The organism is Flavobacterium sp. PS2, from assembly GCF_046250155.1.
Taxonomy (GTDB): Bacteria; Bacteroidota; Bacteroidia; order Flavobacteriales; family Flavobacteriaceae; genus Flavobacterium.
Map to the genome: position 1 here is coordinate 983,967 of NZ_CP176426.1, position 26,097 is coordinate 1,010,063.

The following is a 26,097-nucleotide window of genomic DNA, read 5'->3' on the forward strand; positions in this document are numbered from 1 at the left end:
ATTAAACGAGGTTTTTTGTTTCAAAGAAAAGTACATTAATTGTATTACTTTTGCCAAGCAAATAATCCGAACCTCAACATCCGACAAAAATTCTAAATATGATAGACTCCAAAAAGAACCAATTAAAAAAAAGTCTAGGGCTAAGTTTTAACATTGCGGTATTAATTGGAGGTACTATAGGAGTTGGAATTTTACGCACACCGGGTACAATTGCGGGATTATTAGATAATTACTGGCTCATTATTGCATCTTGGCTTTTTGGTGGATTGTTTGTCTTAATTGGAGCCAATTCCTATGCCGAACTAGCTACTATGCTTCCTAAAGCTGGAGGATCCTATAATTATATAAAAAGAGCTTTTGGCAACTATGCAGGTTTTCTCTCGGGTTGGTTTGATTATATTACCAATGTAATTCCGCCTGCTTTTTACTGCATTGTTATCAGTGAATATATCATCATCTTGTTTCCAAGTCTGCAAAACTACTCAACAACAATTGCCATCTCACTATTAATAGCATTTGTATTATTACATTTAAGTGGTGTAAAAAATGGGAGTATTATCCAACAAATTACCAGCTTCATTAAAGTAATTTGCTTTGTTGCCTTAGTAGTTGCTTGTTTTATGTATTCGGGAGTAAAATTAGCTCCGATTCAAAAAGATAATTCCATCTTTCAGATTGGTATTTTATTTGGATTATTTAAATCACTTCAGCTTATTATCGGAACATATAACGGCTGGAATAGCGTTTGCTTTTTTGCAGAAGAAAATGATGATCCAAGTAAAAACATTCCGAAATCATTATTTAGCGGCGTACTGCTTGTAATTGCTATTTATGTTTTAGTAAACATTGCTTTTTTACATGTTTTACCACTTGAAACTGTCGCAAAATCTAATTTGGTTGCTGCCGATGTAGCAAATATTATCTTCGGAAAAAATGGTGCTATAATAGTCACAGTCATTTCTATTTTTTCTCTGATTAGTATCCTGAATGCATTTATGATGATACCGCCAAGAATTTTATACGGATTAAGTCGTGATGGCTTTTTTATCAAAAAAGGAACAGCGGTAAACAAAGGTGGAACTCCAATTGTTGCTCTTTTGGTTTCCTCATTATTTAGTTTATTCTTAATTTGTATCGGCTCGTTTGAAGTCTTATTTTCCTTTGCAGCCTTCACCTCTATTATTGTTTGGGGATTAGCCTATTTTTCGCTTCTTAAACTAAGAATTTCAGAACCTGATTTACCAAGAACTTATCGTTCTTTTTGGTATCCATGGACTACTATTTTGGCTATTTTGGTATCGTTAGCACTATTAATAGGATTTATATATAGCGATCCTAAAAGCTTTATAATTATAGTTGGTATCACCTTGATTTCTTATCCTTTATTTTTGGTTTTAACCAGAAAGAAGTAAAAACTGAATTACTGATGACATAGGGTTGTCACCAGATGTAATTTACTTTGTAATCTAAACATACAAAAAATGAATAAATTAGATTTAACAAAAACAGATAAGGTATATTATACTGCCAAAACTAAGCCACAAATAATTCATATTGAAAAAGCACATTATTTATCAATTGTAGGTAAAGGCGATCCTTCTGGAGAAGCTTTTGCAAATAATATCCAGGCGTTGTATCCAACAGCTTATGCGATAAAGTTTATGTGCAAAGCATTAAACAATGACTTTGTTGTTCCTAAACTTGAAGCTTTATGGAGTTTTGATGAAGAAAAATACAATAACGTATCTATTGATGAAGCACCATTAAAAATCCCAAGAAGCGAATGGAATTACAGAATCATGATTAGAATGCCAGATTTTGTCACCAAAGAACAAGTTGAAACTGCTATTGATATTGCCATCAAAAAACAAATAAAACTAGCAAGTACAATTGAATTTTATGAAATGACTGAAGGCAAAGTAATACAAATTCTTCATATTGGACCTTTTGCTAATGAGCCCGAAACTCTTAAACAAATTCAGGAATTTTCTAAGGAAAATAATTTGCAGAAAAACGGAATGCATCATGAAATCTATTTATCGGATTTCCGAAAAACACCTCCTGAAAAATTGAGAACAATACTAAGAGAACCTGTAAAATAAAGCCTCCTTAAATGCAAAAATCCCAATACTAAAACTAGTACTGGGATTTTTTATTTTTAAAAGAAAATCTAGTTCTTATTTCAAACCAGCAATACTTTGCTCAATTGTAGCAATTTTTGCTAATGCATCTGCTTCCTTTTGTTTTTCGTTTGCCAAAACTTTCTCTGGCGCACCTGCAACAAATTTCTCATTTGCCAATTTAGACTGAACCGATTTTAAGAATCCTTGTGTATAAACTAACTCTGCAGTAAGTTTTGCAATTTCTTCTTCAACATTAATATTTCCTGTTATCGGAATAAAATATTCATTCGATTTTACTCTAAAAGATAATGCTCCATCTACTTTATCCGAAACATATTCTAATGAAGTAATGTTTCCTAATTTGGTTACAACCGAATCAAAATAAGTAGAAGCTTTATCGTTGTTTACAACCTTTAATTCAATAACATCTTTAAACGGAATATTCTTGTCTTTACGGATTGTTCTTATTCCAGAAATTACCTCGCTTGTGTTTTCAAAATCAGCAATTAATTTAGCATCAAAAGGTTTCAATTCTGGCCAAGTCGAAACAATTAAAGCTTCTTCTGGAGTTCTATCGGCAATTATATGCCAAATTTCCTCTGTTAAGAAAGGCATAAACGGGTGTAACAATTTCAAGTTACTTTCTAACATTTCTATTGCTTTCGCAAAAGTAGCACTGTCAATAGGTTGTTGGTAAGCTGGCTTAATCATTTCAAGGAACCATGAACAGAAATCATCCCAAACCAATTTATAAATTCCCATTAAAGCATCTGAAATTCTGTATTTTTCAAAATTATCTTCAATGTCAACCAATGTTTGTTGCAATTTAGCTTCATACCATTCGATTGCTACTTTTGATGATTCTGGTTGCGGAATAGTATCCGAAACTTCCCATCCTTTGATCAATTTAAAGGCATTCCATATTTTATTAGAGAATCCTTTTCCTTGATTACATAATTCTTCATCAAACATGATATCATTTCCTGCAGAAGCACTTAAAAGTAATCCTACACGAACTCCATCAGCACCAAATGTATCTATTAAATCTAAAGGATCAGGTGAATTACCTAATGATTTAGACATTTTACGACGTTGCTTATCACGTACTAAACCTGTTAAATATACATTTGTAAATGGCTTTTCGCCTGCATATTCATACCCTGCAATAATCATTCTGGCAACCCAGAAAAACAAAATATCCGGACCTGTAACCAAGTCATTTGTTGGATAATAATATTTAAAATCTTCGCTTTCCGGATCCATTATTCCACCAAAAACCGACATTGGCCATAACCAAGAGGAGAACCAAGTATCTAGTGCGTCAACATCCTGTTTTAAGTCAGATGTTTTTAGTGAATTGTTAGATGTTTTTTCCTGAGCTAATTTTAAAGCGTCCTCAATGTTTTCTGCAACAACAAAATCTTCTTTTCCGTCTCCATAAAAATAAGCTGGAATTTGTTGTCCCCACCATAACTGACGAGAGATATTCCAATCGCGAATATTATTTAACCAATGCGCGTAGGTATTTTCAAAACGTTTTGGGTGTAATTTAATATCACCATCAACTAAAACAGATTTAATTGCTGGTTTTACTAAATCTTCCATTTTAAGAAACCATTGATCTGATAATCTTGGTTCGATAACCGCTTTGGTTCTTTCAGAAGTTCCTACTTTATTAAGGTGTATCTCAGTTTTCGCCAAAGCACCAATTTCTTCTAATTCTTTTGCAACCTCAGTACGAACTACAAAACGATCTTTTCCTTGATAATGCAATCCGAAACTATTAAGTGTAGCATCTTCATTAAAGATGTCTACAATTTCCAGATTGTGTTTCTCTCCTAACGTTTTATCATTCATATCGTGTGCAGGAGTAACTTTAAGACATCCTGTTCCGAACTCTACATCTACATATTCGTCCTCAATAATAGGAATAACTCTTCCAGAGATAGGAATAATAGCTTTTTTACCTTTTAAATGTGTAAAACGCTCATCATTTGGGTTGATACAAATGGCAGTATCTCCAAAAATAGTTTCTGGGCGCGTTGTGGCAACGGTCAAAAATTCCTCAGTTCCTTCTATTTTATATTTAAGGAAAAATAATTTTCCTTGTTGCTCTTCATAAATAACTTCTTCATCAGATAAAGTTGTTTTTGCCTCAGGATCCCAGTTTACCATACGGTATCCTCTATAAATTAATCCTTTGTTATATAAATCAACAAATGATTTAATTACAGATGCTGACATATCTGGATCCATAGTAAACTTAGTTCTTTCCCAGTCGCAAGAAGCTCCTAGTTTTTTTAACTGATCTAAGATTACACCACCATATTTATCTGTCCATTCCCAAGCGTGAGCCAAGAATTCTTCACGAGTCAAATCATTTTTATTGATTCCTTCGGCTTTTAATTTAGCAACAACTTTAGCTTCAGTAGCAATCGATGCATGGTCTGTTCCTGGTACCCAACAAGCATTGAATCCTTTAAGACGTGCTCTTCTTATCAATACATCCTGAATGGTATTGTTAAGCATATGCCCCATGTGTAAGACTCCTGTAACGTTAGGTGGAGGGATTACAATAGTATAAGGTGTTCTATGATCTGGCTCTGAATGAAAATAATTATTTTTCATCCAATAGTCATACCATTTGTTCTCGATTGTTTTAGCGTCAAATTGTGCTGGAATTGTCATTTTATCTTGGATATGTTTTATCGTTAATTTGTTTAATTACTAAATTGTCTAATCGTTTTTACCTCAGCAAAATAACCGATCAGGCAGCTTAACAAATAACCCTTTTATACTTTGGTTTGATTTTTGTATTTATAATAGAGAACAAAAGTAAATAATTAAGTACACTATAAAAAGCGAATTAATAATTTGTGTATTAATTAAAAGAAAGTATATTTACTTAATAACTTAAAACAATTTCAAATGAAGAAAGCAGCCTCATTTATAGCAATCCTTATGGTAACAACCATCGGTCTTGCTCAAAACGGCCCAAAAATTGATTTTGCTGCCAAGGACAATACGATTGATTATGGTACAGTAAGTAAAGGTGATAACGGGGCCAAAGCCTTTGAATTTACTAACTCTGGAGATGCACCATTAATGATTACATCAGTACAGTCTACAGCAGGTATTAGTATTGTATCTAAACCAAGTGCGGCAATTATGCCTGGAAAATCAGGAAAAATTGAAGTTAAATTTAATATGGCTCCAGGGCCAATAAGAAAAACAATTACTGTAGAAACTAATGCAGTAAATTACCCTGAGGGTCGTGTAGCTTTAAAAATTAGAGGAGAAGTAGCGAACTAACGTTCAAATCAAACTTCTTATAAATACAAATCGCTTCCTAAAATTTAGGAAGCGATTTTTTTTTTAGTTTGGCACGAATTGGCTACAAAGGAACGCGGATGATACGGATTTACTAAAGTAAAGACGCTGATAAAACAGATTTTTAAAAACAATAGATAGAAAATCCGTTTTTATCTGTGTTTTCGCGATAGCGAATCCGTATCATCCGCGTTCCCTTTTACGCGCAAACCAAACCTTTGTCACTTTGTACCTCAAAACCTAAGAGCCTTCTTTTGAACCTTTACGGTTAAAATTTTTGCCACAGATTAAAGAGATTAAAAGGATTTTCCAACTTTGCGTAAACCCTTGCGCCCTTTGCGGTTAATTTCTTAGCCACAGATTAAAAGATTAAACTGATTTAAAACCTTGCGAGCTTCGCGTAAACCTTTGCTAACTTTGCTGTTAATTTCCCCACCAAATAAATAATTCTTATAAATTCTTAATCACAAATTCGCTTCGACGGTTTAACTCATGTTGTTCTTCGTTACAAGCATCATCGGTTTTACATTTTATAATCGGCACAGATTCTCCATAACCTTTGGCAACAATTCTCTTTGTATCAATCCCGGAGTCTACCAGATATTCTTTGGTTGATTGCGCTCGTTTTTGAGATAAATCGGCATTATACTTATCATTACCTCTGGAATCGGTATGAGAACCTATTTCGATGACCATATCAGGATATTTCTTCATTAATTCTAAAACTCTGTTTAAGATAACTTTAGATTCTTTTCTTATATACCATAAATCGTAATCAAAATAAATAGGATCGGTCTTGATAATTAATCTGTCTTTATCTCTTATAACATCTTTTTCCTGTGCAATAATCTTCTCTACTTTTTCTTTTTGATCTGTAATAGCTTTCTCTGCCTTCTCTTTTTTCTTGATTTCAGCTTGTGCTAATTCATTTGCTTTAGTTTTTGCCTCTTTTGCTTTTAAAGCTACCAACTCTAGAGCTTCTTTTTGTTTTTTCTGCTCTTCAAGTTCTTTTTCTTCTTGTTTTATGACCTCAAGAGATTTAAGCGCCATCGATGCATCGTTACTTTTTCCTCTTGTTTTATCAAGAACTAAGATTCTGGAATTACTCGTATAATTTTCTTTCGATGCCGAAATTGTATAGGCTAACTCACAAGCTACTTTAAAATTAAACTTTCCATCGGCAGCCGTTACAATCGTACGCAATTGTTTGCTTTCTTCCTGCTGAAGTATAACCACCGCATTTTCTAGTGGCAATTTTGTATCAATATCAGTAATTATCCCTGCAATAAGTTGCTTGCAATCTTCAATCAGCAATGGTTTAATTTCGTTTAATTGGTAGATATCATCACTCCCTTTTCCTCCTACTCTGTTCGAGGCAAAATATCCTTCTTTGGTATCTGAATCTATATTAAAGGAGAAATCATCCAAATTTGAATTTAATGGCAAACCTACATTCAAGGGTTTTGTAAATGTTCTCTCTTTAATCTCGGATACAAAAACATCGAGTGAACCATAGCCTAAATGCCCATCGGAGGAGAAATAGAGTTTATTATCTTTTGATGCAAACGGAAACTGTTCTCTTTTATCGGTATTAATTAATGCGCCTAAATTTTGAGGATTACCATACGCACCTTCGTTTATTGCTACCGAAAATATATCAAATGAACCTAATGTTCCAGGCATATCCGAAGCAAAATACAATGTCTTTTCATCAGGACTTAAAGCGGGATGTTCTACTGAATAATTTTCGCTGTTAAACGGAAGTGAAATCACATTTTTCCATTTTCCTTTTACAAGTTCAGCTCTAAAAATCTGAAGATTCGAAATTTTATCATCGTTTTTTCCTCTTCGTCCGTTTTTATAATTATTTCGTGTAAAATAAATGGTTTTACCATCTTTTGTAAAAACAGCATTAGATTCGTGCATTCCTGTTTTTAATTCTTTTGCAAAATAATACGCAATCGAATCTCCTGCTTTTATCTTGTTTATAGATGCCGAAACTAGATTAAGATACGTTTCATTATCCCATTTGTACATTTTATCAAATATTCCTGGTCTCTTCTTTACTGCTGCAAAAACTAAACTGTCTTTATATTTTACTGCTCCAAACTCGGAGTTTTTGGTATTTATCGCTAGATTTTTAATAATAAATCTCTCTCCAATAGCCGTAATATTCTCTAATTCTTTAGTAGCATTTTCAAAGTCTAAATAATCCTGACTGTTTTTAGAATAGTATTGTTTTAAAACTTCATTTGCTTCTTCATAACTATTGGTCGCTTTAAGCGTATGAGCATATTTAAAATAGTAGTTTCTATCTAAATCCTTATCATAACTTTTAATCAGAAGTCTATAATATTGTTGTGCTTTCTTTAAATCATTGGTATAATAATACGAATCGGCTAAGTTTTTTATGGCTTCCGCCGAAGGCTTTTCGGAGACTATTTTTTCGTACAACGGAATAGCTTCGCTGTAATATGTTTTATCAAAGAAACGTTTTGCCCGAGCCAAATCTTGATCTTGAGCATTTATAAACTGTATTGAAAATACGAATATAATAACTAGTAATTTTTTCATATTTTTCATTTTAAAAGAATCTTGGTGATTTATCATATCCCTTGCCTAATAAATCTAAGTCAAAAAGAAGCATAATCTCGTGCGTTCCAGAATTAAACTGTCCAAAATTGGTTGTGGTATAATCATAAGCATAACCTACTCTAATTGCTTTGGTAACGTTTACATTCATCAAGACACTTACTGCATCATCGATCCTGTAAGCGGCACCTAGTTCAAATCGTTCGTTGTACAAAACATTCGCAGTAATATCTACAGAAACCGGTGCTCCAACCACAAATTTTGACATAAAAGCTGGTTTTAGTTTGAACGCATCACTAAGCTGAAATACATATCCTGCAGTTAAAAACGTATGAATATCTTCGGAACCATACGCATTTATTCCTGATTTCTCTTCGATATGTTTGGACTTCAATAAATTTGGTGCAGATAATCCAACATAAAATTTATCTGTAAAATAATAAGCTCCTAAACCTATATTAGGTTTGGTAACATTTACATTTTCAGCAAAAGCTAAATCGGTAGTAACATCTCCACTCTGAAGTTGAAATCCATTAAAATTAGTTTGCAAAGAAGTTAATCCCGCTTTTAGTCCTAACGAAAGTTTATTGTTTCCTCCTAACTCTAGTATATAAGCAAAATCGGCATAGAAATTATTCTCTTTTTTGGCTCCATCACCTATATCATCAGATATTAATGAGGCTCCCACTTCTATTTTATCACTTAAAGAAGTATGTGCAAAAAAGTTAAATGTTTTAGGTGCGCCAACTGCTCCTACCCATTGTGTTCTATATAAAGTTCCTAAATTTAGCATTGCTGGTGTTCCTGTTGCATAGGCTGGATTTACAATACTCATATTATACATATAATGTGTGTATTCGGGATCTTGCTGCGCAAAAGCGTGAACGACATAGAAAAGAAAACTTATAATTAGTATTATTTTTTTCATCTGAAAATTATATTAAATAGGAATTATCGATTTAAATAAAGACGACCTTGTAAAGGCGATCTGTTATCTTTATTGAAATGGACAACATAAAAATAAACGCCATTTGGTGCAACTCCATCAATTACTTTGGAATCGGAATTCTTACCATCCCATTCTGGTTTATTTTTATTACCTGTAAACATTAAGTTTCCATATCTGTTATAAATTTCGAGGGTATAATCGGGGTATAAAAAGTCTATATCTGGGATTGTATAAGTATCATTTGTACCATCTCCGTTTGGCGAAAATCCGTCGGGAATGAAGAAATCAGCATACTCTTCTTCATTAGTACAATTTGTAAGTGAAACTTTTGCTATCAGCACATCATTAGAAAAACAATTTGTAGTGCTCGAGAAATCAAACCCATAATAAGTTGCATTATCCTCTAATAAAGTCACTTTAGTTAACTGATTTCCATTATCTGGAGCATCATACCAAACTACCGAAGCCGAAGCATTTGTATTATTAGATAAATCTGCAATTGTAGGGTTATTTATTCCACAAAAATCTTGTCCTTTAGGTATTAATACTGGTGCAGGTGTATCATTTACAGTAACAACACTTAAACTTTCTTGTGATACACATCCTCCAGGTGCCGTTACTTTAACATAGTAATTTCCCGACACCAATATGGTTGAGGCTCCTAAAGGAGTCGTAGCCGTGACTGAATTATACCATTTATATTGAGTCCCGCTTGGTACTAAATTGGCAACTGTTGCTTCATCTGATTTACAAAAAAACTGGGAATTAGTTGTTGGTGCAGTAGGAATAGCATTTATTAAAAAATCATCTAATAAACCTGTAGGTGCAATACCGCAAGTAGTTTCATTATTGGTAACTTTTGTAATTGTAAGTCTGGTTGTACCTGTATTAAGGAGTAAATTTTGCGGAATTATAAAACTCGCTTTTGCATTTGTTACTAATAAATTGATTGTTTGCGTCGTTGCGGAATTACTTCCCGAAATCGTGTACGAAATTGCAATATCTTTTAAAGTTCCTAATCCAGAAATAGTAACAGGGACAGGTTCATTTAAACAGAAATCATCTATTTGTACCTTAAAATTAGTTGCATTAGGCAAAGGCTTAACCACAATATTACCTATAACATTAGCTGTATTAGTACATTTAGTAACGCTATTTGTAATCTTTGTAATTACCACAGAGGTATTTCCATCTTTACTAATTAAAGCTGCTGGAATTATAAAATCAGACACAACTCCATTAACAACAGTTATTGATGCTCCTTGGGCATTTGCAGTATTGGCTCCACTAAGCTTATAGACAATATCATAAGTTCCGTTTAAAAGTTTTGAAGCTCCGGTAATCTGTACTACAGCATTTTCTTTCTGACAGATTGGGTCAATTTTTAATTTTGCTAAATCTAAATTGGGAATTGGAAAAATGTTTAAAATATCCGATAGATTATCCACTATATTTTCACAAACGCCTTTGTTCCATTCGGCAACTATACTCGTAATTTCAACTTTAAAAGCCCCAACTTCTTGAAAATTAACAGCCTCTAATGGAAAAGTTACTACACCGTTATTAAAAATTACTGATTCAGTAGTAACTGATGTCCCTGTTGGCCCCGATATGGTGTAAGTAATCTTATATTTACCATTAGGAATAACTTCTGGTCCTCTTGTAAGTGTTGCCAAATAAGTCGCACTGGCAATTTCGGTCTCACATATATCTGAATCAACAACAAGAGTAGCTCCTGTAAAATCTAAACTTTTTTCGAGTGTAATTACTGCTGATACCGATTTATTAGAACATGGCCTATGACCATTAAGAGTTGGTGCTAAAACGGTATAAGTATACTCATAATCTCCTGCTCCCTGCGTATCAAATATTTTCTGAAGATTGACTTTATACTCTGGCGCTACTATCCCCGGACCACTCCATTCGCCTCCAGGATCTTGACCAACAAGTAAACCATGCAAATCAAAATTGGTATAAGTGGCTAAATCTGTACTTCCACACAACAATAAATCCTTTGCGTTTCCTGGTTCGGGTGCTCTAACAACCGTTATCCATACCGTTACTGATGGTATTAGTAATATACAGCCGGGTACTGGAGGTACTGTATACGTAAATTTAAAGGTTCCTTGTAATCCTTTAATCGGAAATCCAGAGGGAACAATTTGACCTGCACCGTTAGTCCAGGTTCCGTTTTTATGTGGCCCCATAACGGTACCATTAAATGCTTCAAAAAGATTATAAGTCTCTCTATCGCTACATGGCGTAGCATAAGGAGCTGGTACTCCTGCATAAGCCCCTATAGTAATTCTTAATTTCGCTGTAGTACTTACACATCCAGGAGTAGCTGGAACTGTGTAGGTAAACTGATAAACACCACCCCTACTAATATTTTGCGCATATAAAATACCCGTTATAGTATCTAGTTCTTGAGTGTTACTATCATCTGTCCATTTTCCTCCAGCAGTTGGATTACCATCTAATAATCCTAGTAGATTAATTGATTCATGTACTGGATTCTCAATATCACATATTTTTACGTCAGTATCTATACCTGCACATTGTGCAATACTTTGGGATGGTAATAAGAATAAAACAATAAAAAATAAAAGTATTTTTAATGCAACAAGGTAGTTTTTGACCATATATTATTATTAAATTTCTAATAAAACTAACAAAACAATTCCTTAACACCAAAAAAACATATTTATTTAGCAATTTAGCACCTAAAAACAATATATTTTAACACATTAAGTGTCAATATCCAACAATAACAATTGTCAAAATCCAGGCACCTTATAATTCATCTGTTAATTTAAAACGAAATTTAAAAATTTGACTCTCTCTCTCAACTTCTAAATTTATCCAAATATCATCTTCCGATTTTAGCAATGCATTTACTTGTTGCAAAGAGTATTTATAGGCTTTATTTCCGTTGATGCTAATAATAATATCTCCGCTTTTTAGACCTGAAAGCTCAGCAGCAGATTTTTTTCGAATATTAGCTATTTCAAAAACAGGTTTTAATTGAAATTTATATCTAAAATCATTACTCATTTTTTCTCCTTTAGAATCAAATGAATCTCCCATCACAGGGACAGTTTCAAGATGTACAGTTTCTTGTACCCATTGCAAGCCATTGTGCTGAATTATAATTCCGCTTTTATTATAAGCAAAAGGATGAGAGAAATCTCTATTTTTCTTGAGGTATATTTTTTTATCAGCATAGTCAAAAACCAATGTAAACCTTTTTAATATCTCCCCTCCTACAGAACCTATCCTATCTGGAACCATCCTAACATTACGAATAGAACTTGAATCTGGAAAAGCAATTATAGGATTCTTAAAAGTAAAATCTCCAATAGAAAACGAAGAAACTCTGGCTCGCCTTCCCTCAATATCTCCACTAAATCCTTTTCCTAAATAATCTTCAAAGTTTTTCTTAGGTACTTTTATTCTTGAGTTTTGAAAAACCCAAAAAGCATCACTATTCCCAATATCAATTAAAAGTTTGGCAGGGGTTTCAATACTGTCTATAACTGCAGTAGAATAAAGATATGGTTTGGATTTCTCTATAGTAATAGGAATAGACTTGAATTTTTTCTCAAATTTAATTCGATTTTGTTCATTCGATTTAAAGACAATAATTTTTTTCTTCTGATAATTAATCTCAACTAAATTATTTCTAAAAAACTGATATCCTATAATACCATTTACAGGAATACCTATATGAGAAGACAAATTAAAATCCTGATCCAATATTATATACAATAGATGATTTATCGATTTTAAACCATTTATATCTAATGTGTTATTTGTCGATTTTAAACCTTCGATTGCTTCTTCGGCTCCTAAACCTCTAAGCCTTATTTTTTCGACATTAAAAAAATTTACTTCCTTTTTATCTTCTAAACTAAAAAGCACAGTGTCATCAACTCCAGAGTCTAATAAAAAATTTAATTCGACTCCATTTACCTTTATAGGTACAAATATTAAATTATTTATTAATTTAAAGGGAATACTAATCTTGTTAGTATGTCCATCGATAACAAATCCATCTTGTGCAAATGCAGTAAAGGTGACTATTTGCAAAAAAAACAAAGTAATTTTTCTTTTCATTAAGAGTATTTCTTATAAAAATACTAAAATTTTAGTTAATTAATACAAATAAGCATGTGCTAATATTGTTCACGTTAAATTCGAAAAAAAAATGCAAATTTGCACTTCAATAATAAAACACATGCCAACAATTTCACACAAAGGCAGAAACATGCCCGAATCACCGATACGTAAACTTGCTCCTTTTGCAGATCTTGCAAAACAAAAAGGACACAAAGTGTATCATCTAAACATTGGTCAACCGGATATCAAGACACCCGAAGTGGCCATCGAGGCGGTAAAAAATATTGATTTAACTATTATTGAATACAGTCCATCTGCGGGATATGAAAGTTATAGAAAAAAACTAGCAAAATTTTACCAACGCCAAAATGTAAACGTTAACTCAGAAGACATCATTGTTACTACAGGTGGTTCTGAAGCCTTATTGTTTGCACTGGCCACGATAACAGATCCTGGTGATGAAATTATTATTCCAGAACCTTTTTATGCTAATTACCATGCTTTTGCATCATCAACAAGTGCAACTGTAGTTCCTGTAATTTCTACAATCGAAAGCGGCTTTGCTTTACCAAGCATTGAAACTGTCGAAAAATTAATTACGCCTAAAACTAAAGCAATTTTAATATGCAATCCTGGTAATCCAACAGGTTATTTATATACTGAAGCCGAAATTAAACAATTGGCTACTTTGATTAAAAAACACGATTTGTATTTAATCGCCGATGAAGTTTATCGTGAGTTTTTATACGATGGAGACGATGTACATTATTCAGTAATGAATCTTGAAGATGTACAGCAAAATGTAATTATGGTCGATTCAGTTTCCAAACGCTACAGTATGTGTGGCGCAAGAATTGGTTGTTTGGTTACCAAGAACAAAGATGTTCTGGCAACAGTAATGAAATTTGCTCAGGCACGTTTGAGTCCGCCAACAATAGAACAAATTGCCTGTGAAGCTGCTATAGACACACCACAAAGTTATTTTGATGAAGTTATATCAGAATATAAAAGTCGTCGCGATACTCTAATAACCGAATTAAATAAAATTGATGGCGTAATTGTAACAAAACCAAAAGGAGCATTTTATTGCATCGCACAATTACCAATAGAAAATGCCGATGATTTTGCACAATGGCTTTTAGAAAGTTATGATTTAAATGGAGAAACTGTTATGGTTGCTCCTGCCGCAGGATTTTATTCTACTCCTGGAATGGGATTAAATCAGGTAAGAATTGCTTACGTCTTAAATAAAAAAGACTTAATTACTGCTGTAAACATATTAAAAGAAGCGCTTTTAGTTTATAACAAGAAGTAATAAAATAATCTTCAAATCCTTTAGCTAGGAATTCGCAAATTAGCCAATGTTAATTTGTGAATTCCTAGCTTTTTTTTATCCAAAATTTAAATCATAATCTTAAACAAATCTTGTTTACTAGATCAATTACAAAAATAAATTAATTCATTCTGTGTGTTTAATTTTAGCTTTATACAACAATCTTTTTATCTTCTGCTCTAAATGATACAATAAAAACTTATCATGTTACAATAAAAACTTATCTGGGAAAACACCACATGAGCATATTTATACCTTTGCACGATACTCAAAATATTGATTTACAACAAAATACCCAATCATCGTGAAAAAAAAACTACACCTTTTTCTTGCTTCACTGTGCCTCATTGGTGGCTACTTAAATGCCCAACAAAAGACACAGCTCCCTATCAAGGGCAGCTACAATGATGTTGCAATAACTACATCATCTAATGCTGTAAACTATACAAGTACCGGCTTATACTTAGAGGGTGGAACTACCGCCGCACCTACAGAAACATACATTCGTTTCCAGGAAATTTCGTTGCCAGCAGATGCTGTCATTAAAAGTGCTAATATTATATTTTACGGAAGAACTGCCAGTACAGTGGGCACAACCGTTACTATTTTTGGCGAAAGAGGAAATTCGGATGCATACCCTACCTCTACTGCACCAACTACAGCTACTTCAATAAAAGGACGTCAATACACATTCGATTCCGTAACATGGAATACCCCTGTTTGTGTAGCAAATAAAGAGTACACAACACCCGATGTAACAAACTTATTACAGGATATGTTTCCTGCAGGTGTAGGAAATGCCAATATATCTTTTAAACTAGCAGGAAATCAAAAAGGCTCATTTGTTATGTGGTCTTTTGACGGAAACGCTGCTATGGCTCCCAAGTTACAAATAACTTTTACATCGGCTTACGGCACTTTTACAACTACCGTGTTAGCTAATACCGATGATGGTCGCGAAAATACCAATGGATCAATGTACCTAACTGATGGCTACATCAACCTAGGAGGAAGATCTGACTCTAGTAATAGTGTTGTAAGATTTCCTGTTGTCGAAATACCAGAAAAAGCAGAAATATCAGAAGCTTACATAGAGTTTTATTCCTATGGAACAAGCCCTGCGAGCACCGTCAACATCTATACTGAGTTGGCTGATGCTGCTACATACGCTACCACTTCTGGCAATATTACCAAAAGAAACTATTCAGTAAACACAGTCAATTGGTTTACCGAATCTTGGACTATTAGTAACACACAACATAAAACACCAGATCTTAAAAACATTATTGATGCAACTCGTCTATCGGGATGGCAATCAGGTCAAGCAATCGGGTTTAAATTTGTTGGGACTTTGCAAAATAATGGAGCTACTGCAAGTACTAATGAAATGGGCGAATTATATAAACCTCGTCTTGTAATAAAATACAAAACAGAAGGGAATGGTCCCAAAATCGAAACAAATCCGCTAAATGGAGTTTCAGCAAGCGTTATATCAACTGGAAATGATGATGCAAGAGAATATACCAATGGCAATATGGCTTTGGGAGATGGTTATATGCATTTAAGTAGACGTACTGATGGCAGCGACAGCGGTTTTATTTTTAGAAATACCCAAATTCCCGCAAATGCTGAAATCAAAGATGCTTATATCGAATTTTATGCATACGCCACAAGTCCTGCTACAACCGTAAATATATATGCTGAGAAAAGCAAAAATTTGCCTTACACAAATAATCCTAAAAGCATAACGGCTCGCGAGTATACCAATAACAACATTCAGTGGGCAACCGAAGCATGGACTAGTGATTTGGCAAAAAACCGAACTCCTAATCTAAGAAATGTTATCGACGAAATCCGTTTAAACGGATGGAAATCGGGCGAAAATATCGCATTCAAATTCAATGGAACTGGCTTAAACGATGGAGCAAGGGCTTATGCATACGAGGGATCAACACTTTACAGACCACGCTTGGTCGTAGAATATGTTAACAACGGTGCGGGCCCAAGCATAGTAGTTGACCCAAACGAAATACAAACCTCTGCCTCGATTGTGTCTACAGGAAATGATGACGGAAGAGAATATACTAACGGTAATATGGCTTTGGGAGACGGCGCTATCTTTTTAAGCGGACGTACTGATGGCAGCGACAGTGGTTTTACTTTTCGCAATACCCAAATTCCAGCAACTGCAGAAATTAAAGAAGCATATATCGAATTTTACGCTTACGCTACAAGTCCTGCTACAACAGTAAATATATATGCAGAGAAGAACCAAAAATCACCTTACAGCTATAATCCGAAAAGTATTACGGCTCGCGAATATACCACTAATAACATTCACTGGGCGACTGAAGCCTGGACTACCGATCTTGCGAAAAAAAGAACCCCTGACCTGAGAAATATCATAGACGAAATCCGTTTAAGCGGATGGAAATCGGGCGAAAATATTGCATTTAAATTCAATGGACAAGCTTTAAATGACGGTGCAAGAGCTTACGCATACGAGGGATCTACACTTTATAGACCACGTTTGGTAGTAAAATATGTTAACAACGGCGCAGGGCCAAGCATAGTGGTTGATCCGAACGAAGTACAAACCTATGTCTCCATTATCAATACTGGAAATGATGATGGAAGAGAATATACCAACGGTAATATGGCTTTAGGAGATGGTGCTATGTTCTTAAGTGGACGTACTGATGGCAGCGACAGCGGTTTTATTTTTAGAAATACCCAGATTCCAGCAAATGCAGAAATCAAAGATGCTTATATCGAATTTTATGCATACGCCACAAGTCCTGCTACAACCGTAAATATATATGCTGAGAAAAGCAAAAATTTACCTTATACAAATAATCCTAAAAGCATAACAGCTCGCGAGTATACCAACAATAACATTCAGTGGGCAACCGAAGCATGGACCAGTGATTTGGCAAAAAACCGAACTCCTAATCTAAGAAATGTTATCGACGAAATCCGCTTAAACGGATGGAAATCGGGCGAAAATATTGCATTTAAATTCAATGGACAAGCTTTAAATGACGGCGCAAGAGCTTACGCATACGAGGGATCTACACTTTATAGACCACGTTTGGTAGTAAAATATGTTAACAACGGTGCAGGGCCAAGTATTGTGGTTGACCCGAACGAAGTACAAACCTATGTCTCCATTATCAATACAGGAAATGATGATGGAAGAGAATACACAAACGGTAATATGGCTTTGGGAGATGGTGCTATGTTTTTAAGCGGACGTATTGATGGCAGCGATAGTGGTTTTACTTTTCGTAATGCCCAAGTTCCCGCAAATGCAGAAATTAAAGATGCTTATATCGAATTTTACGCTTACGCCACAAGCCCCGCTACAACTGTAGATATATATGCTGAAATGAACCAAAAATCACCTTATGCCTATACCCCGAAAAACATTACGGCTCGTGAATATTCCAATAATAAAATCCATTGGGTAACTGAAAACTGGACTACCGATCTTGCAAAAAACCGAACTCCAAATCTGAGAAATATTATTGACGAAATTCGTTTGAACGGATGGAAATCTGGCGAAAATATTGCATTCAAGATCAATGGAATAGGCTTAAACGATGGGGCAAGAGCTTATGCATACGAAGGATCATCATTTTACAGACCACGCTTGGTGATAAAATATGTTCTTAACGGTGCAGGACCAAGTATAGTGATTGACCCTAACGAAATACAAACTGAAGCTTCGATTGTATCTACCGGAAATGATGATGGAAGAGAATTTACCAACGGCAATATGGCTTTAGGAGATGGTTATATGTTTTTGAGCGGACGTACTGATGGTAGCGACAGTGGTTATATTTTTCGCAATGCTCAAATTCCTGCAAATTCAGAAATTAAAGATGCTTATATTGAATTTTACGCTTACGCCACAAGCCCCGCTACAACTGTAGATATATATGCCGAGGTAAACCAAAAAACACCTTATACATATGACCCTAAAAGCATTACGGCTCGCCAATACTCCAATAATAAAATCAACTGGGTAACCGAAGCCTGGAATACTGATTTGGCAAAAAATAGAACTCCTAATCTGAGAAATATTATCGATGAAATTCGTTTAAATGGATGGAAATCAGGCGAAAATATCGCATTCAAATTCAATGGACTAGGTATAAACGATGGAGCAAGAGCTTATGCTTATGAAGGTTCAGTACTTTATAAACCACGCTTGGTGATAAAATATGTTCTTAACGGTGCAGGACCAAGTATAGTGGTTGACCCTAACGAAATACAAACCTCTGTTTCGATTGTAACCAATGGATATGATGATGGACGCGAAAATACGGATGGTAACATATATTTGGGTGACGCTTATTTATCACTAGCTGGACAATCCGATTCTTATAAAACAGGTATTCGCTTTCAAGCTGTTGAATTTCCTACTAATGCCGAAATAACAGAAGCATACATCGAATTTTATGCCTACGGTTCAAGTAATGCAACTACCGTATCTATAAAATCAGAGATAGGCGATGCGCAAATTTATTCACCGGTAAAAAATAATATTTCAAGCCGTACTTATACCGAAAATACTGAATTATGGAATACGGACACACGTAACGATTATGCACAAAACCGTACAGTAGATATTAAAAAACTGATCGACGAAAACCGTTTGAGAGGATGGGAATCCGGACAAGGCTTAGCATTCTTATTTGAAGGCAAGGGTGTGTCGTCAAATTTTGCTCGTGTACGCGCTTACGAAGCAGGTAATATGTATAGACCTCGTCTAGTAATTAAATACAAAGACAATCAAAAAGGACCGAATGCAGCATCTGTAATTAGTACGCTAAACAATGTAATAACTACTCCATCGCAAATGACCGGACTTGTTATTAACGAGGTATCGGCACAAGGTACTACGGATCAAAAGGAAGACTGGATAGAGATATATAACAGTCTAGATAAAATGGTTCTTATCGATAGTAATGTTTCCGTATCTAATAAAGACACTAAAAAAGATCTTAATATACTAAAAAACATTCTTGTTCCTGCTAAAGGATTTGCTGCACTAATAGCAGATAAAAAACCAGAAAAGGGAGACTTCCATCTTAATTTCGATTTGAAAAATACAGGAGGTACACTCTATTTATCGACTTTAGTAGGTAAAAAAACAACTGCTTTGGATGAATTGAAATACTTAGAAACTCCATACAATACAAGTTACGGACGAAGCACAGATGCATCAACTACTTTAGCGGCTTTTATCAATCCTACATACAATTTATCTAATAGTGTGGGTCAACAAGGATTGGCTTTGTCGTTCAGTAAAGAAAGAGGTGTATACCCAACAGGCTTTGATGTTACAATCACAGCTCCCGCAGGTACTACCATAAATTATACATTAGATGGTAAGTTTCCTTCAAAAACAGTTGGAACAAAATATACCGTTCCCGTTTCTATAAAACAATCATGTGTACTTAAAGTATATGCTTATGACGCAACAGGTAATTCAGGAGTAGCATCCCACACTTACGTATTGCAAGACAATTATAAGAACGAATTACCTACCAGTTATGCGCAATGGTATAATAAAACTTATATATTAACAGCCGACGAATATTCAAAAGCAATAGCTGAATTACCTATTATTTCTATATCGACAGATGCAGAGATATCTACTCTTTGGGTACAAGGCTCGTTTGAATATATAGATAAACATATTTATAGCGACCATACCAACTTTTTCTCAAATTCTACTACGAAGCAGTTTGGACAAGCGAGTCTAGCACAATATAACGGCGGAGTTAAATTTAAATTTAACAAAAACGCAGCCGTTAAAAAGGCAAACTATCCTTTCTTTGATACGTATCCTGGTGAAGTTTATCCTACCACAAATAAGATACAAGTTATCTCATTGAAAGAAGGACAAGATGGCCCTCAGAATAATATTTACAATACTGGTTACTTACGTTTCGACGAGAAGATGACAATGAACCTTAGCAAAGAAATAGGTAAATATGCACTAGACACCCGTTATGTAAATTTCTTTATAAACGGTAAATACAGAGGTGTTAAGACCATGAGAAACGACTTCAGTTCCAACAATTTAGAAGAAGTATTTGGAGATGATGCTGATAATTACACAACCGTAAATTTACAGGATGGTAATTTCCCAGGAGGTGTTGTTGAGGAAGGCGATGGTAGTACTGCCATTTGGCAAAATATAAAAAAACTCGCAGCAGCCAAAGATTTTCAAGGTTTTAAAAATTGGGTAGATGTTGAAGACTTAATCAAATTCCAGATTATGTTTATGTTTACTGATACAGAAAACGAAGCAATTGCCATAGTACACAATTATGCACCGACTTTCATGAAAGCCAAAATGAATATAAATGATACCGATGGTGCGTTTTTTGGAGGATTCACAGCCCCTACTTCATCAACAACAATGCCTGCAATAGGTTTTGCTGGCGGCGGAGGTAATTACAAACAAAAATGGATTTTAAATGATTCCAGATTAGGCCCTGGTGGCTTATTCGGCAACTTCATGGGCTCAAATACGAATCAAACTACGGGTAACCTCGAATTTAAAACACTCGTAAAAGATTATGTACAAGCAGCATTTGGAGATTCAAAAAGTACGGTTGCAGCTCCTCTTTCTGTGAGTAATGTACAGACTAAGATAAAAACTACAGTGACCGAACTGAATAATGTGTATAAACTGGACGCAGCTTATATGTCTTATGACAGAGAAGTCTACAATTATTGGAAAAATATAGATGTACCCAGAGTAATAGCTCAAGTACCTGAAAGGGTATCTTATTCATTGCAAAAATGGCAAGAATACAATATGGTTCATACTATGCTGGCAGCACCATTTGATACAACTGTTACAGGGCATATTACAATTAACAATCCTAATACAGGAACACAAGTGTATTATACGACCGATGGTTCAGATCCTATGGGCAAAGATGGTGTTGTTTCTCCATCGGCATTTCTGTACGATGCAAATAAAGGTATTACACTTTCTTCGGGTATTTATTCGTTGGTATCGAGAGCTTTTACCACTAATAACTGGGGGCCTTTGTCTAAGGCAGACGTAAAAGGTAGTGTAATGACTAAACGTTCGGCAGCAAATATTTCGGAAGAATTATTAAATACCGAAGCTCAACATGTAATTATTTACCCTAACCCTGCTTATAACGAAATTAATGTAAACTTAGAGAATACAGCTTCTGTAAATTCAACGATGAGTATTTACTCTATCGATGGAAAACTGGTACAGAACAATACCTTAACAAGTCAATCTAATACTGTAAATATTGGAAATCTAAATTCTGGATTTTATATTATAAAGATTGTAAATGGTAATGGTACAGTAAGTACACATAAGTTAATTAAAAAATAATAAAGATTTCTTCTTTTTGAGAAATGTAATGAAGAAAAACCTCTCTGATTAAATTCTGAGAGGTTTTTTTATAAATCTGCAGTAGGTTTCTATTCTAGATTAAAATGAGATTAAACCAAATGCAAATTACATTTATCTTGAACAAAGAAGAATTAATGGACAGAGTTAATACTTTAAAACAAAACATTTTAGCCTATATTGCTAAAAATAATAGACAACAAAAGAAACAATTAGTTAATAAAGTGTGAATGATAACAACAATCAAAAGTTGTTGTCATTTCTGTTTTAGGCAACTACGTGCATCTAATCTAAAAAGTGAAGATTAAATAGTAGAAACGATAGAAAATGTTTCCCTTTTATTAATTATCTTTACGCACTCAAAAAGATATACCCAATATAATAGTAGTTTTTAATGATAAATAACGAAGATTTTTTAGACGAAATAGGTGACAATCATATCGGTTCAAGTGCGCAAAATCCAATCAGAGAAGATGCTTTTGCAATTACTGACGATGAAAAAATAGAAAAAATAAAGAAAGATGTTGAAAACATTCTACTTACACTTGGAATGGATTTGACTGACGACAGTTTAAAAGGTACTCCAAACCGAGTAGCAAAAATGTTTGTCAAAGAAATCTTTGGCGGACTTAATCCTATAAGAAAACCAAAAGCATCTACTTTTGATAATAATTATAAATATGGCGAAATGTTGGTTGAAAAAAACATTACGCTTTATTCTACTTGTGAACACCATTTATTACCAATTATAGGAAGAGCTCATGTTGCATATATTTCTAACGGAAGAGTAATTGGTCTATCAAAAATGAACCGAATTGTTGAGTATTACTCAAAAAGGCCTCAGGTTCAAGAGCGATTAACTATGCAAATCGTTCAGGAATTACAAAAAGCTCTTGGTACTGAAGATGTAGCTTGCGTCATTGATGCAAAACACCTTTGTGTAAATTCAAGAGGAATTAAAGATATCGAAAGCAGTACAGTAACATCTGAATTTGGCGGTAAATTTAAAGATCCTCAAACAAGAAGAGAATTTTTGGATTACATTAAGTTAGAAACACAATTCTAGTTTATAACATCTTTTCAAACTATATTTATGACCTAGCCCTGATGGAAGCGGCATCCTTTTTCTGGCTCCTTTAGCCAGTAAAAGATATAGCGAACAGCAGGAATAGCTTCAAATAAACAATCAAACAGTAAAAAAATATGCCTTTATATACAAGTCAACATCTAAAAATATACAATTCACTTTCGGGTGAAAAAGAAAATTTCAATCCTATTCATGAGGGAAATGTTGGAATGTATGTTTGCGGGCCTACAGTTTACAGTAATGTACATTTAGGAAATGTTAGAACTTTTATGTCGTTTGATGTAATCTTTAGGTATTTTTCGCATTTAGATTATAAAGTGCGTTATGTACGAAATATTACCGATGTTGGACATATTGTAGATGATGTTGATGAAGGTGAGGATAAAATTGCAAAAAAAGCACGTTTGGAGCAATTAGAACCTATGGAAATTGTACAGCGTTATACTGTAGATTTTCATGATATCCTTAAAGCTTTTAATTTTTTACCTCCAAGTATTGAACCTACTGCTACTGGTCATATTATTGAACAAATTGAGATTGTCAAAAAAATAATCGACACAGGAATAGGCTACGAAGCTAATGGATCTGTATATTTTGATGTCGTAAAATATAACGAAACCAATAATTACGGTATATTAAGCGGACGAAATATCGAAGATATGTTAGCTAATACTCGTGATCTTGATGGACAATCGGACAAAAGAAACCCACAGGATTTTGCTCTTTGGAAAAAGGCAGAACCACAACATATAATGAGATGGCCTTCACCTTGGAGTGATGGTTTCCCTGGTTGGCATCTTGAATGTACAGCAATGAGTACCAAATATTTGGGTAATCATTTTGATATTCACGGTGGCGGAATGGATTTAAAATTCCCACACCACGAATGCGAAATTGCACAAAATGAAGCTTGTACAGGTCAAAGTCCAGTAAATTATTGGATGCATGCTAATATGCTTACCTTAAACGGAAAGAAAATGGCAAAATCTACTGGAAATAATATTTTACCAGGCGAGATTTTGAGTGGTGAAAACACTATCCTTAGCAAACCTTTTTCTGCTTCGGTAGCTCGTTTTTTCATGTTGCAGGCACACTACAGAAGCATTTTAGATTTTTCGGATGATGCAATTGTTGCTGCCGAAAAAGGATATAAACGATTGATGGAGGCTATGGATTCATTGGATACAATTGTTCCAAGCACTTCTTCTTCAATTAATATAGCAAGTTGGAAACAATTATGCTACGATGCCATGAATGATGATTTTAATACTCCTATTTTAATCGCACAATTATTTGAAGCTGTTCGTTATGTCAATTTATTAAAAGACAATAAAGAAACCATAACTTCTGAAGACTTAAACAACCTATCAACTGCTTTACGAGCTTTTGTATTTGATGTTTTAGGATTAAAAGACGAGAAAATGTCTGACTCTAATAATGATAAATTAGAAGGTGTTGTAACTATGCTAATCGGAATGAGAAATCAAGCCAGAGCCGATAAAAACTTTGCTCTTTCTGATCAAATCAGGGATCAATTGATTGAACTAGGTATTCAATTGAAAGATGGTAAAGATGGAACTTTATTTAGTGTTCAATAAAGAGTTTTTAGTACTCTGCATATGAACATTAGAAAATAGTCTTGTATTGATATTTTTAATAGCGACACTGAATTACTGAGCATATGATATCAAAAATATTAATATATCCATTTGTTTTACTCGTTCGGTTTTACCAGAATGCTATTTCTCCATTTACTCCGGCAGCTTGTCGTTTTGAGCCAACCTGTTCGAGTTATATGATTGAAGCATTACAAACCCATGGTTTATTTTATGGCGGCTATTTAGGCATCAAACGAATATTGAGTTGCCATCCGTGGGGAAGAAGTGGCTACGATCCTGTTCCTGAAAAGAAATGCAATCACAAACATTAACTTTTTATAAAGTATAACTTTACTTTAAATATTTATTTTTACAAAATAAAAATATATTACTACATGATACACGCTTTAAACATTGTTTGGAATCCTTCGGAGGGAATTGATTTAGGTTTTTTTATGATTCGTTATTACAGCCTAATGTTCGTAATTGCTTTTGGATTAGGATGGTACATAATGAAACAAATTTTCGAACGTGAAAATGAACCAATCGACAAATTAGATTCTTTATTTATCTGGACTGTTTTAGCTACTTTAATTGGAGCACGTTTAGGTCACGTATTATTTTACGATTGGGAATATTATAGAAATCATATTTCTGAAATCTTTTTACCATTCCGCTTTAGTCCAAATTTTGAGTTTACAGGATACCAAGGATTAGCTAGTCATGGTGCAGCAATCGCAATTATAATTGCAATGTACTATTACAGCAAAAAAATATTAAAACGTCCTTTGTTATGGATATTAGACAGGGTGGTAATTCCTGTTGCCAGTGGAGCAATATTTGTACGTTTAGGTAATTTCTTTAATTCAGAAATTACAGGAAATGAGACCGATTCTATTTTTGGAATTCGTTTTTTACATGAATATTTCAGCAAAAATGATGCAGTAAACAAAACTCAGATTGCTAATCCAAAAGACGCATATACTGCTATTGCTACAGATCCAAAATTTACCGACTTATTAGCACAAGTTCCCGTAAAACATCCAGCACAATTATATGAAGGTTTTTGCTACATCTTTGTTTTTGCAATCCTTTACTATTTATACTGGAAAACAAATGCAAGCCAGAAACCTGGATTTTTATTCGGTTTGTTTCTAGTTCTTTTATTTGTAGTTCGTTTTATAGTCGAATTTGTAAAAGGCAGCCAAGGCGGTTTTGAAAACGAATTAGGCTTGTTTTCAACAGGACAATGGTTAAGTATTCCCTTTATAATAGTTGGAGCTTACTTTATGATTAGAGCCAATAAAAAAGCCTTAAAAAGCTAAATAAAACATACTTAATAAGAAGACCCGATACATTCATATGAAAGTATCGGGTCTTTTTTTTTACTTCAGTATTAATTACCCATTTCAGAAACTTAGCATTCCCCCTATTTTGAATTCTACTCTCAACAACTTCGCCAGATAAGCTGTCTTTTAATTCCCCCTAAGAAAGCACATGCCTTTTCTATTAACGAGCTACTTGCAAAGATTCTTCCTGCAGAAAGATA

Annotated in this window: 14 protein-coding genes; 9 read left to right on the top strand and 5 right to left on the bottom strand. The window is 34.1% G+C overall.

Features of this window, described 5'->3' with window-relative positions; translation table 11 throughout:
* Positions 1-98 precede the first annotated feature (98 nt).
* The gene (locus ACJ6WR_RS04170; protein WP_409417136.1) at positions 99-1,412 is read left to right on the top strand and encodes an APC family permease; all 1,314 of its coding nucleotides are present in this window, start codon (positions 99-101) and stop codon (positions 1,410-1,412) included.
* Between the two features lie 69 nt (positions 1,413-1,481).
* Positions 1,482-2,102: a GyrI-like domain-containing protein gene (locus tag ACJ6WR_RS04175; RefSeq protein ID WP_409417137.1), complete on the top strand. Its 621-nt coding sequence runs from the start codon at positions 1,482-1,484 to the stop codon at positions 2,100-2,102.
* 75 nt (positions 2,103-2,177) lie between these two features.
* Here the strand turns inward: ACJ6WR_RS04175 and ACJ6WR_RS04180 are convergent, their stop codons facing one another.
* The gene (locus tag ACJ6WR_RS04180) at positions 2,178-4,811 is read right to left on the bottom strand and encodes a valine--tRNA ligase (protein ID WP_409417138.1); all 2,634 of its coding nucleotides are present in this window, start codon (positions 4,809-4,811) and stop codon (positions 2,178-2,180) included.
* Positions 4,812-5,051: 240 nt separating this feature from the next.
* Between ACJ6WR_RS04180 and ACJ6WR_RS04185 the strand changes: the two genes are divergently transcribed.
* Entirely contained in the window at positions 5,052-5,435 is a 384-nt protein-coding gene (locus tag ACJ6WR_RS04185) for a DUF1573 domain-containing protein (RefSeq protein WP_035619044.1), read from the top strand.
* Between the two features lie 468 nt (positions 5,436-5,903).
* Here the strand turns inward: ACJ6WR_RS04185 and ACJ6WR_RS04190 are convergent, their stop codons facing one another.
* From ACJ6WR_RS04190 to ACJ6WR_RS04205, 4 genes are all read right to left on the bottom strand, one after another.
* Positions 5,904-8,027: an OmpA family protein gene (locus ACJ6WR_RS04190; protein WP_409417139.1), complete on the bottom strand. Its 2,124-nt coding sequence runs from the start codon at positions 8,025-8,027 to the stop codon at positions 5,904-5,906.
* Between the two features lie 10 nt (positions 8,028-8,037).
* Entirely contained in the window at positions 8,038-8,973 is a 936-nt protein-coding gene (locus tag ACJ6WR_RS04195) for a type IX secretion system membrane protein PorP/SprF (protein WP_409417140.1), read from the bottom strand.
* Between the two features lie 23 nt (positions 8,974-8,996).
* Entirely contained in the window at positions 8,997-11,636 is a 2,640-nt protein-coding gene (locus ACJ6WR_RS04200; protein WP_409417141.1) for a gliding motility-associated C-terminal domain-containing protein, read from the bottom strand.
* Positions 11,637-11,787: 151 nt separating this feature from the next.
* A complete protein-coding gene (locus tag ACJ6WR_RS04205; protein ID WP_409417142.1) occupies positions 11,788-13,110 on the bottom strand; it encodes an aspartyl protease family protein in 1,323 nt (440 codons plus the stop codon).
* 121 nt (positions 13,111-13,231) lie between these two features.
* Here ACJ6WR_RS04205 and ACJ6WR_RS04210 point away from each other — a divergent pair, with 121 nt between their 5' ends.
* From ACJ6WR_RS04210 to lgt, 6 genes are all read left to right on the top strand, one after another.
* The gene (locus ACJ6WR_RS04210; RefSeq protein ID WP_039111139.1) at positions 13,232-14,428 is read left to right on the top strand and encodes a pyridoxal phosphate-dependent aminotransferase; all 1,197 of its coding nucleotides are present in this window, start codon (positions 13,232-13,234) and stop codon (positions 14,426-14,428) included.
* 322 nt (positions 14,429-14,750) lie between these two features.
* A complete protein-coding gene (locus ACJ6WR_RS04215; RefSeq protein ID WP_409417143.1) occupies positions 14,751-21,845 on the top strand; it encodes an FN3 associated domain-containing protein in 7,095 nt (2,364 codons plus the stop codon).
* 412 nt (positions 21,846-22,257) lie between these two features.
* A complete protein-coding gene (gene folE / locus ACJ6WR_RS04220) occupies positions 22,258-22,929 on the top strand; it encodes a GTP cyclohydrolase I FolE (protein WP_039111141.1) in 672 nt (223 codons plus the stop codon).
* Between the two features lie 137 nt (positions 22,930-23,066).
* A complete protein-coding gene (cysS, locus tag ACJ6WR_RS04225) occupies positions 23,067-24,548 on the top strand; it encodes a cysteine--tRNA ligase (protein WP_039111142.1) in 1,482 nt (493 codons plus the stop codon).
* Between the two features lie 83 nt (positions 24,549-24,631).
* The gene (gene yidD / locus ACJ6WR_RS04230; RefSeq protein ID WP_082001743.1) at positions 24,632-24,880 is read left to right on the top strand and encodes a membrane protein insertion efficiency factor YidD; all 249 of its coding nucleotides are present in this window, start codon (positions 24,632-24,634) and stop codon (positions 24,878-24,880) included.
* Positions 24,881-24,943: 63 nt separating this feature from the next.
* Positions 24,944-25,873, top strand: coding sequence for a prolipoprotein diacylglyceryl transferase (lgt, locus tag ACJ6WR_RS04235; protein WP_409417144.1), 930 nt, complete (start codon positions 24,944-24,946; stop codon positions 25,871-25,873).
* Positions 25,874-26,097: the final 224 nt, after the last annotated feature.

What these genes read in the sequence shown, in the direction of transcription:
- ACJ6WR_RS04170 (WP_409417136.1), top strand. Translation starts at nt 99, where the DNA reads ATGATAGACTCCAAAAAGAACCAATTAAAAAAAAGTCTAGGGCTAAGT.
- ACJ6WR_RS04175 (WP_409417137.1), top strand. Translation starts at nt 1,482, where the DNA reads ATGAATAAATTAGATTTAACAAAAACAGATAAGGTATATTATACTGCC.
- ACJ6WR_RS04180 (WP_409417138.1), bottom strand. Translation starts at nt 4,811, where the DNA reads ATGACAATTCCAGCACAATTTGACGCTAAAACAATCGAGAACAAATGG.
- ACJ6WR_RS04185 (WP_035619044.1), top strand. Translation starts at nt 5,052, where the DNA reads ATGAAGAAAGCAGCCTCATTTATAGCAATCCTTATGGTAACAACCATC.
- ACJ6WR_RS04190 (WP_409417139.1), bottom strand. Translation starts at nt 8,027, where the DNA reads ATGAAAAAATTACTAGTTATTATATTCGTATTTTCAATACAGTTTATA.
- ACJ6WR_RS04195 (WP_409417140.1), bottom strand. Translation starts at nt 8,973, where the DNA reads ATGAAAAAAATAATACTAATTATAAGTTTTCTTTTCTATGTCGTTCAC.
- ACJ6WR_RS04200 (WP_409417141.1), bottom strand. Translation starts at nt 11,636, where the DNA reads ATGGTCAAAAACTACCTTGTTGCATTAAAAATACTTTTATTTTTTATT.
- ACJ6WR_RS04205 (WP_409417142.1), bottom strand. Translation starts at nt 13,110, where the DNA reads ATGAAAAGAAAAATTACTTTGTTTTTTTTGCAAATAGTCACCTTTACT.
- ACJ6WR_RS04210 (WP_039111139.1), top strand. Translation starts at nt 13,232, where the DNA reads ATGCCAACAATTTCACACAAAGGCAGAAACATGCCCGAATCACCGATA.
- folE (WP_039111141.1), top strand. Translation starts at nt 22,258, where the DNA reads ATGATAAATAACGAAGATTTTTTAGACGAAATAGGTGACAATCATATC.
- cysS (WP_039111142.1), top strand. Translation starts at nt 23,067, where the DNA reads ATGCCTTTATATACAAGTCAACATCTAAAAATATACAATTCACTTTCG.
- yidD (WP_082001743.1), top strand. Translation starts at nt 24,632, where the DNA reads ATGATATCAAAAATATTAATATATCCATTTGTTTTACTCGTTCGGTTT.
- lgt (WP_409417144.1), top strand. Translation starts at nt 24,944, where the DNA reads ATGATACACGCTTTAAACATTGTTTGGAATCCTTCGGAGGGAATTGAT.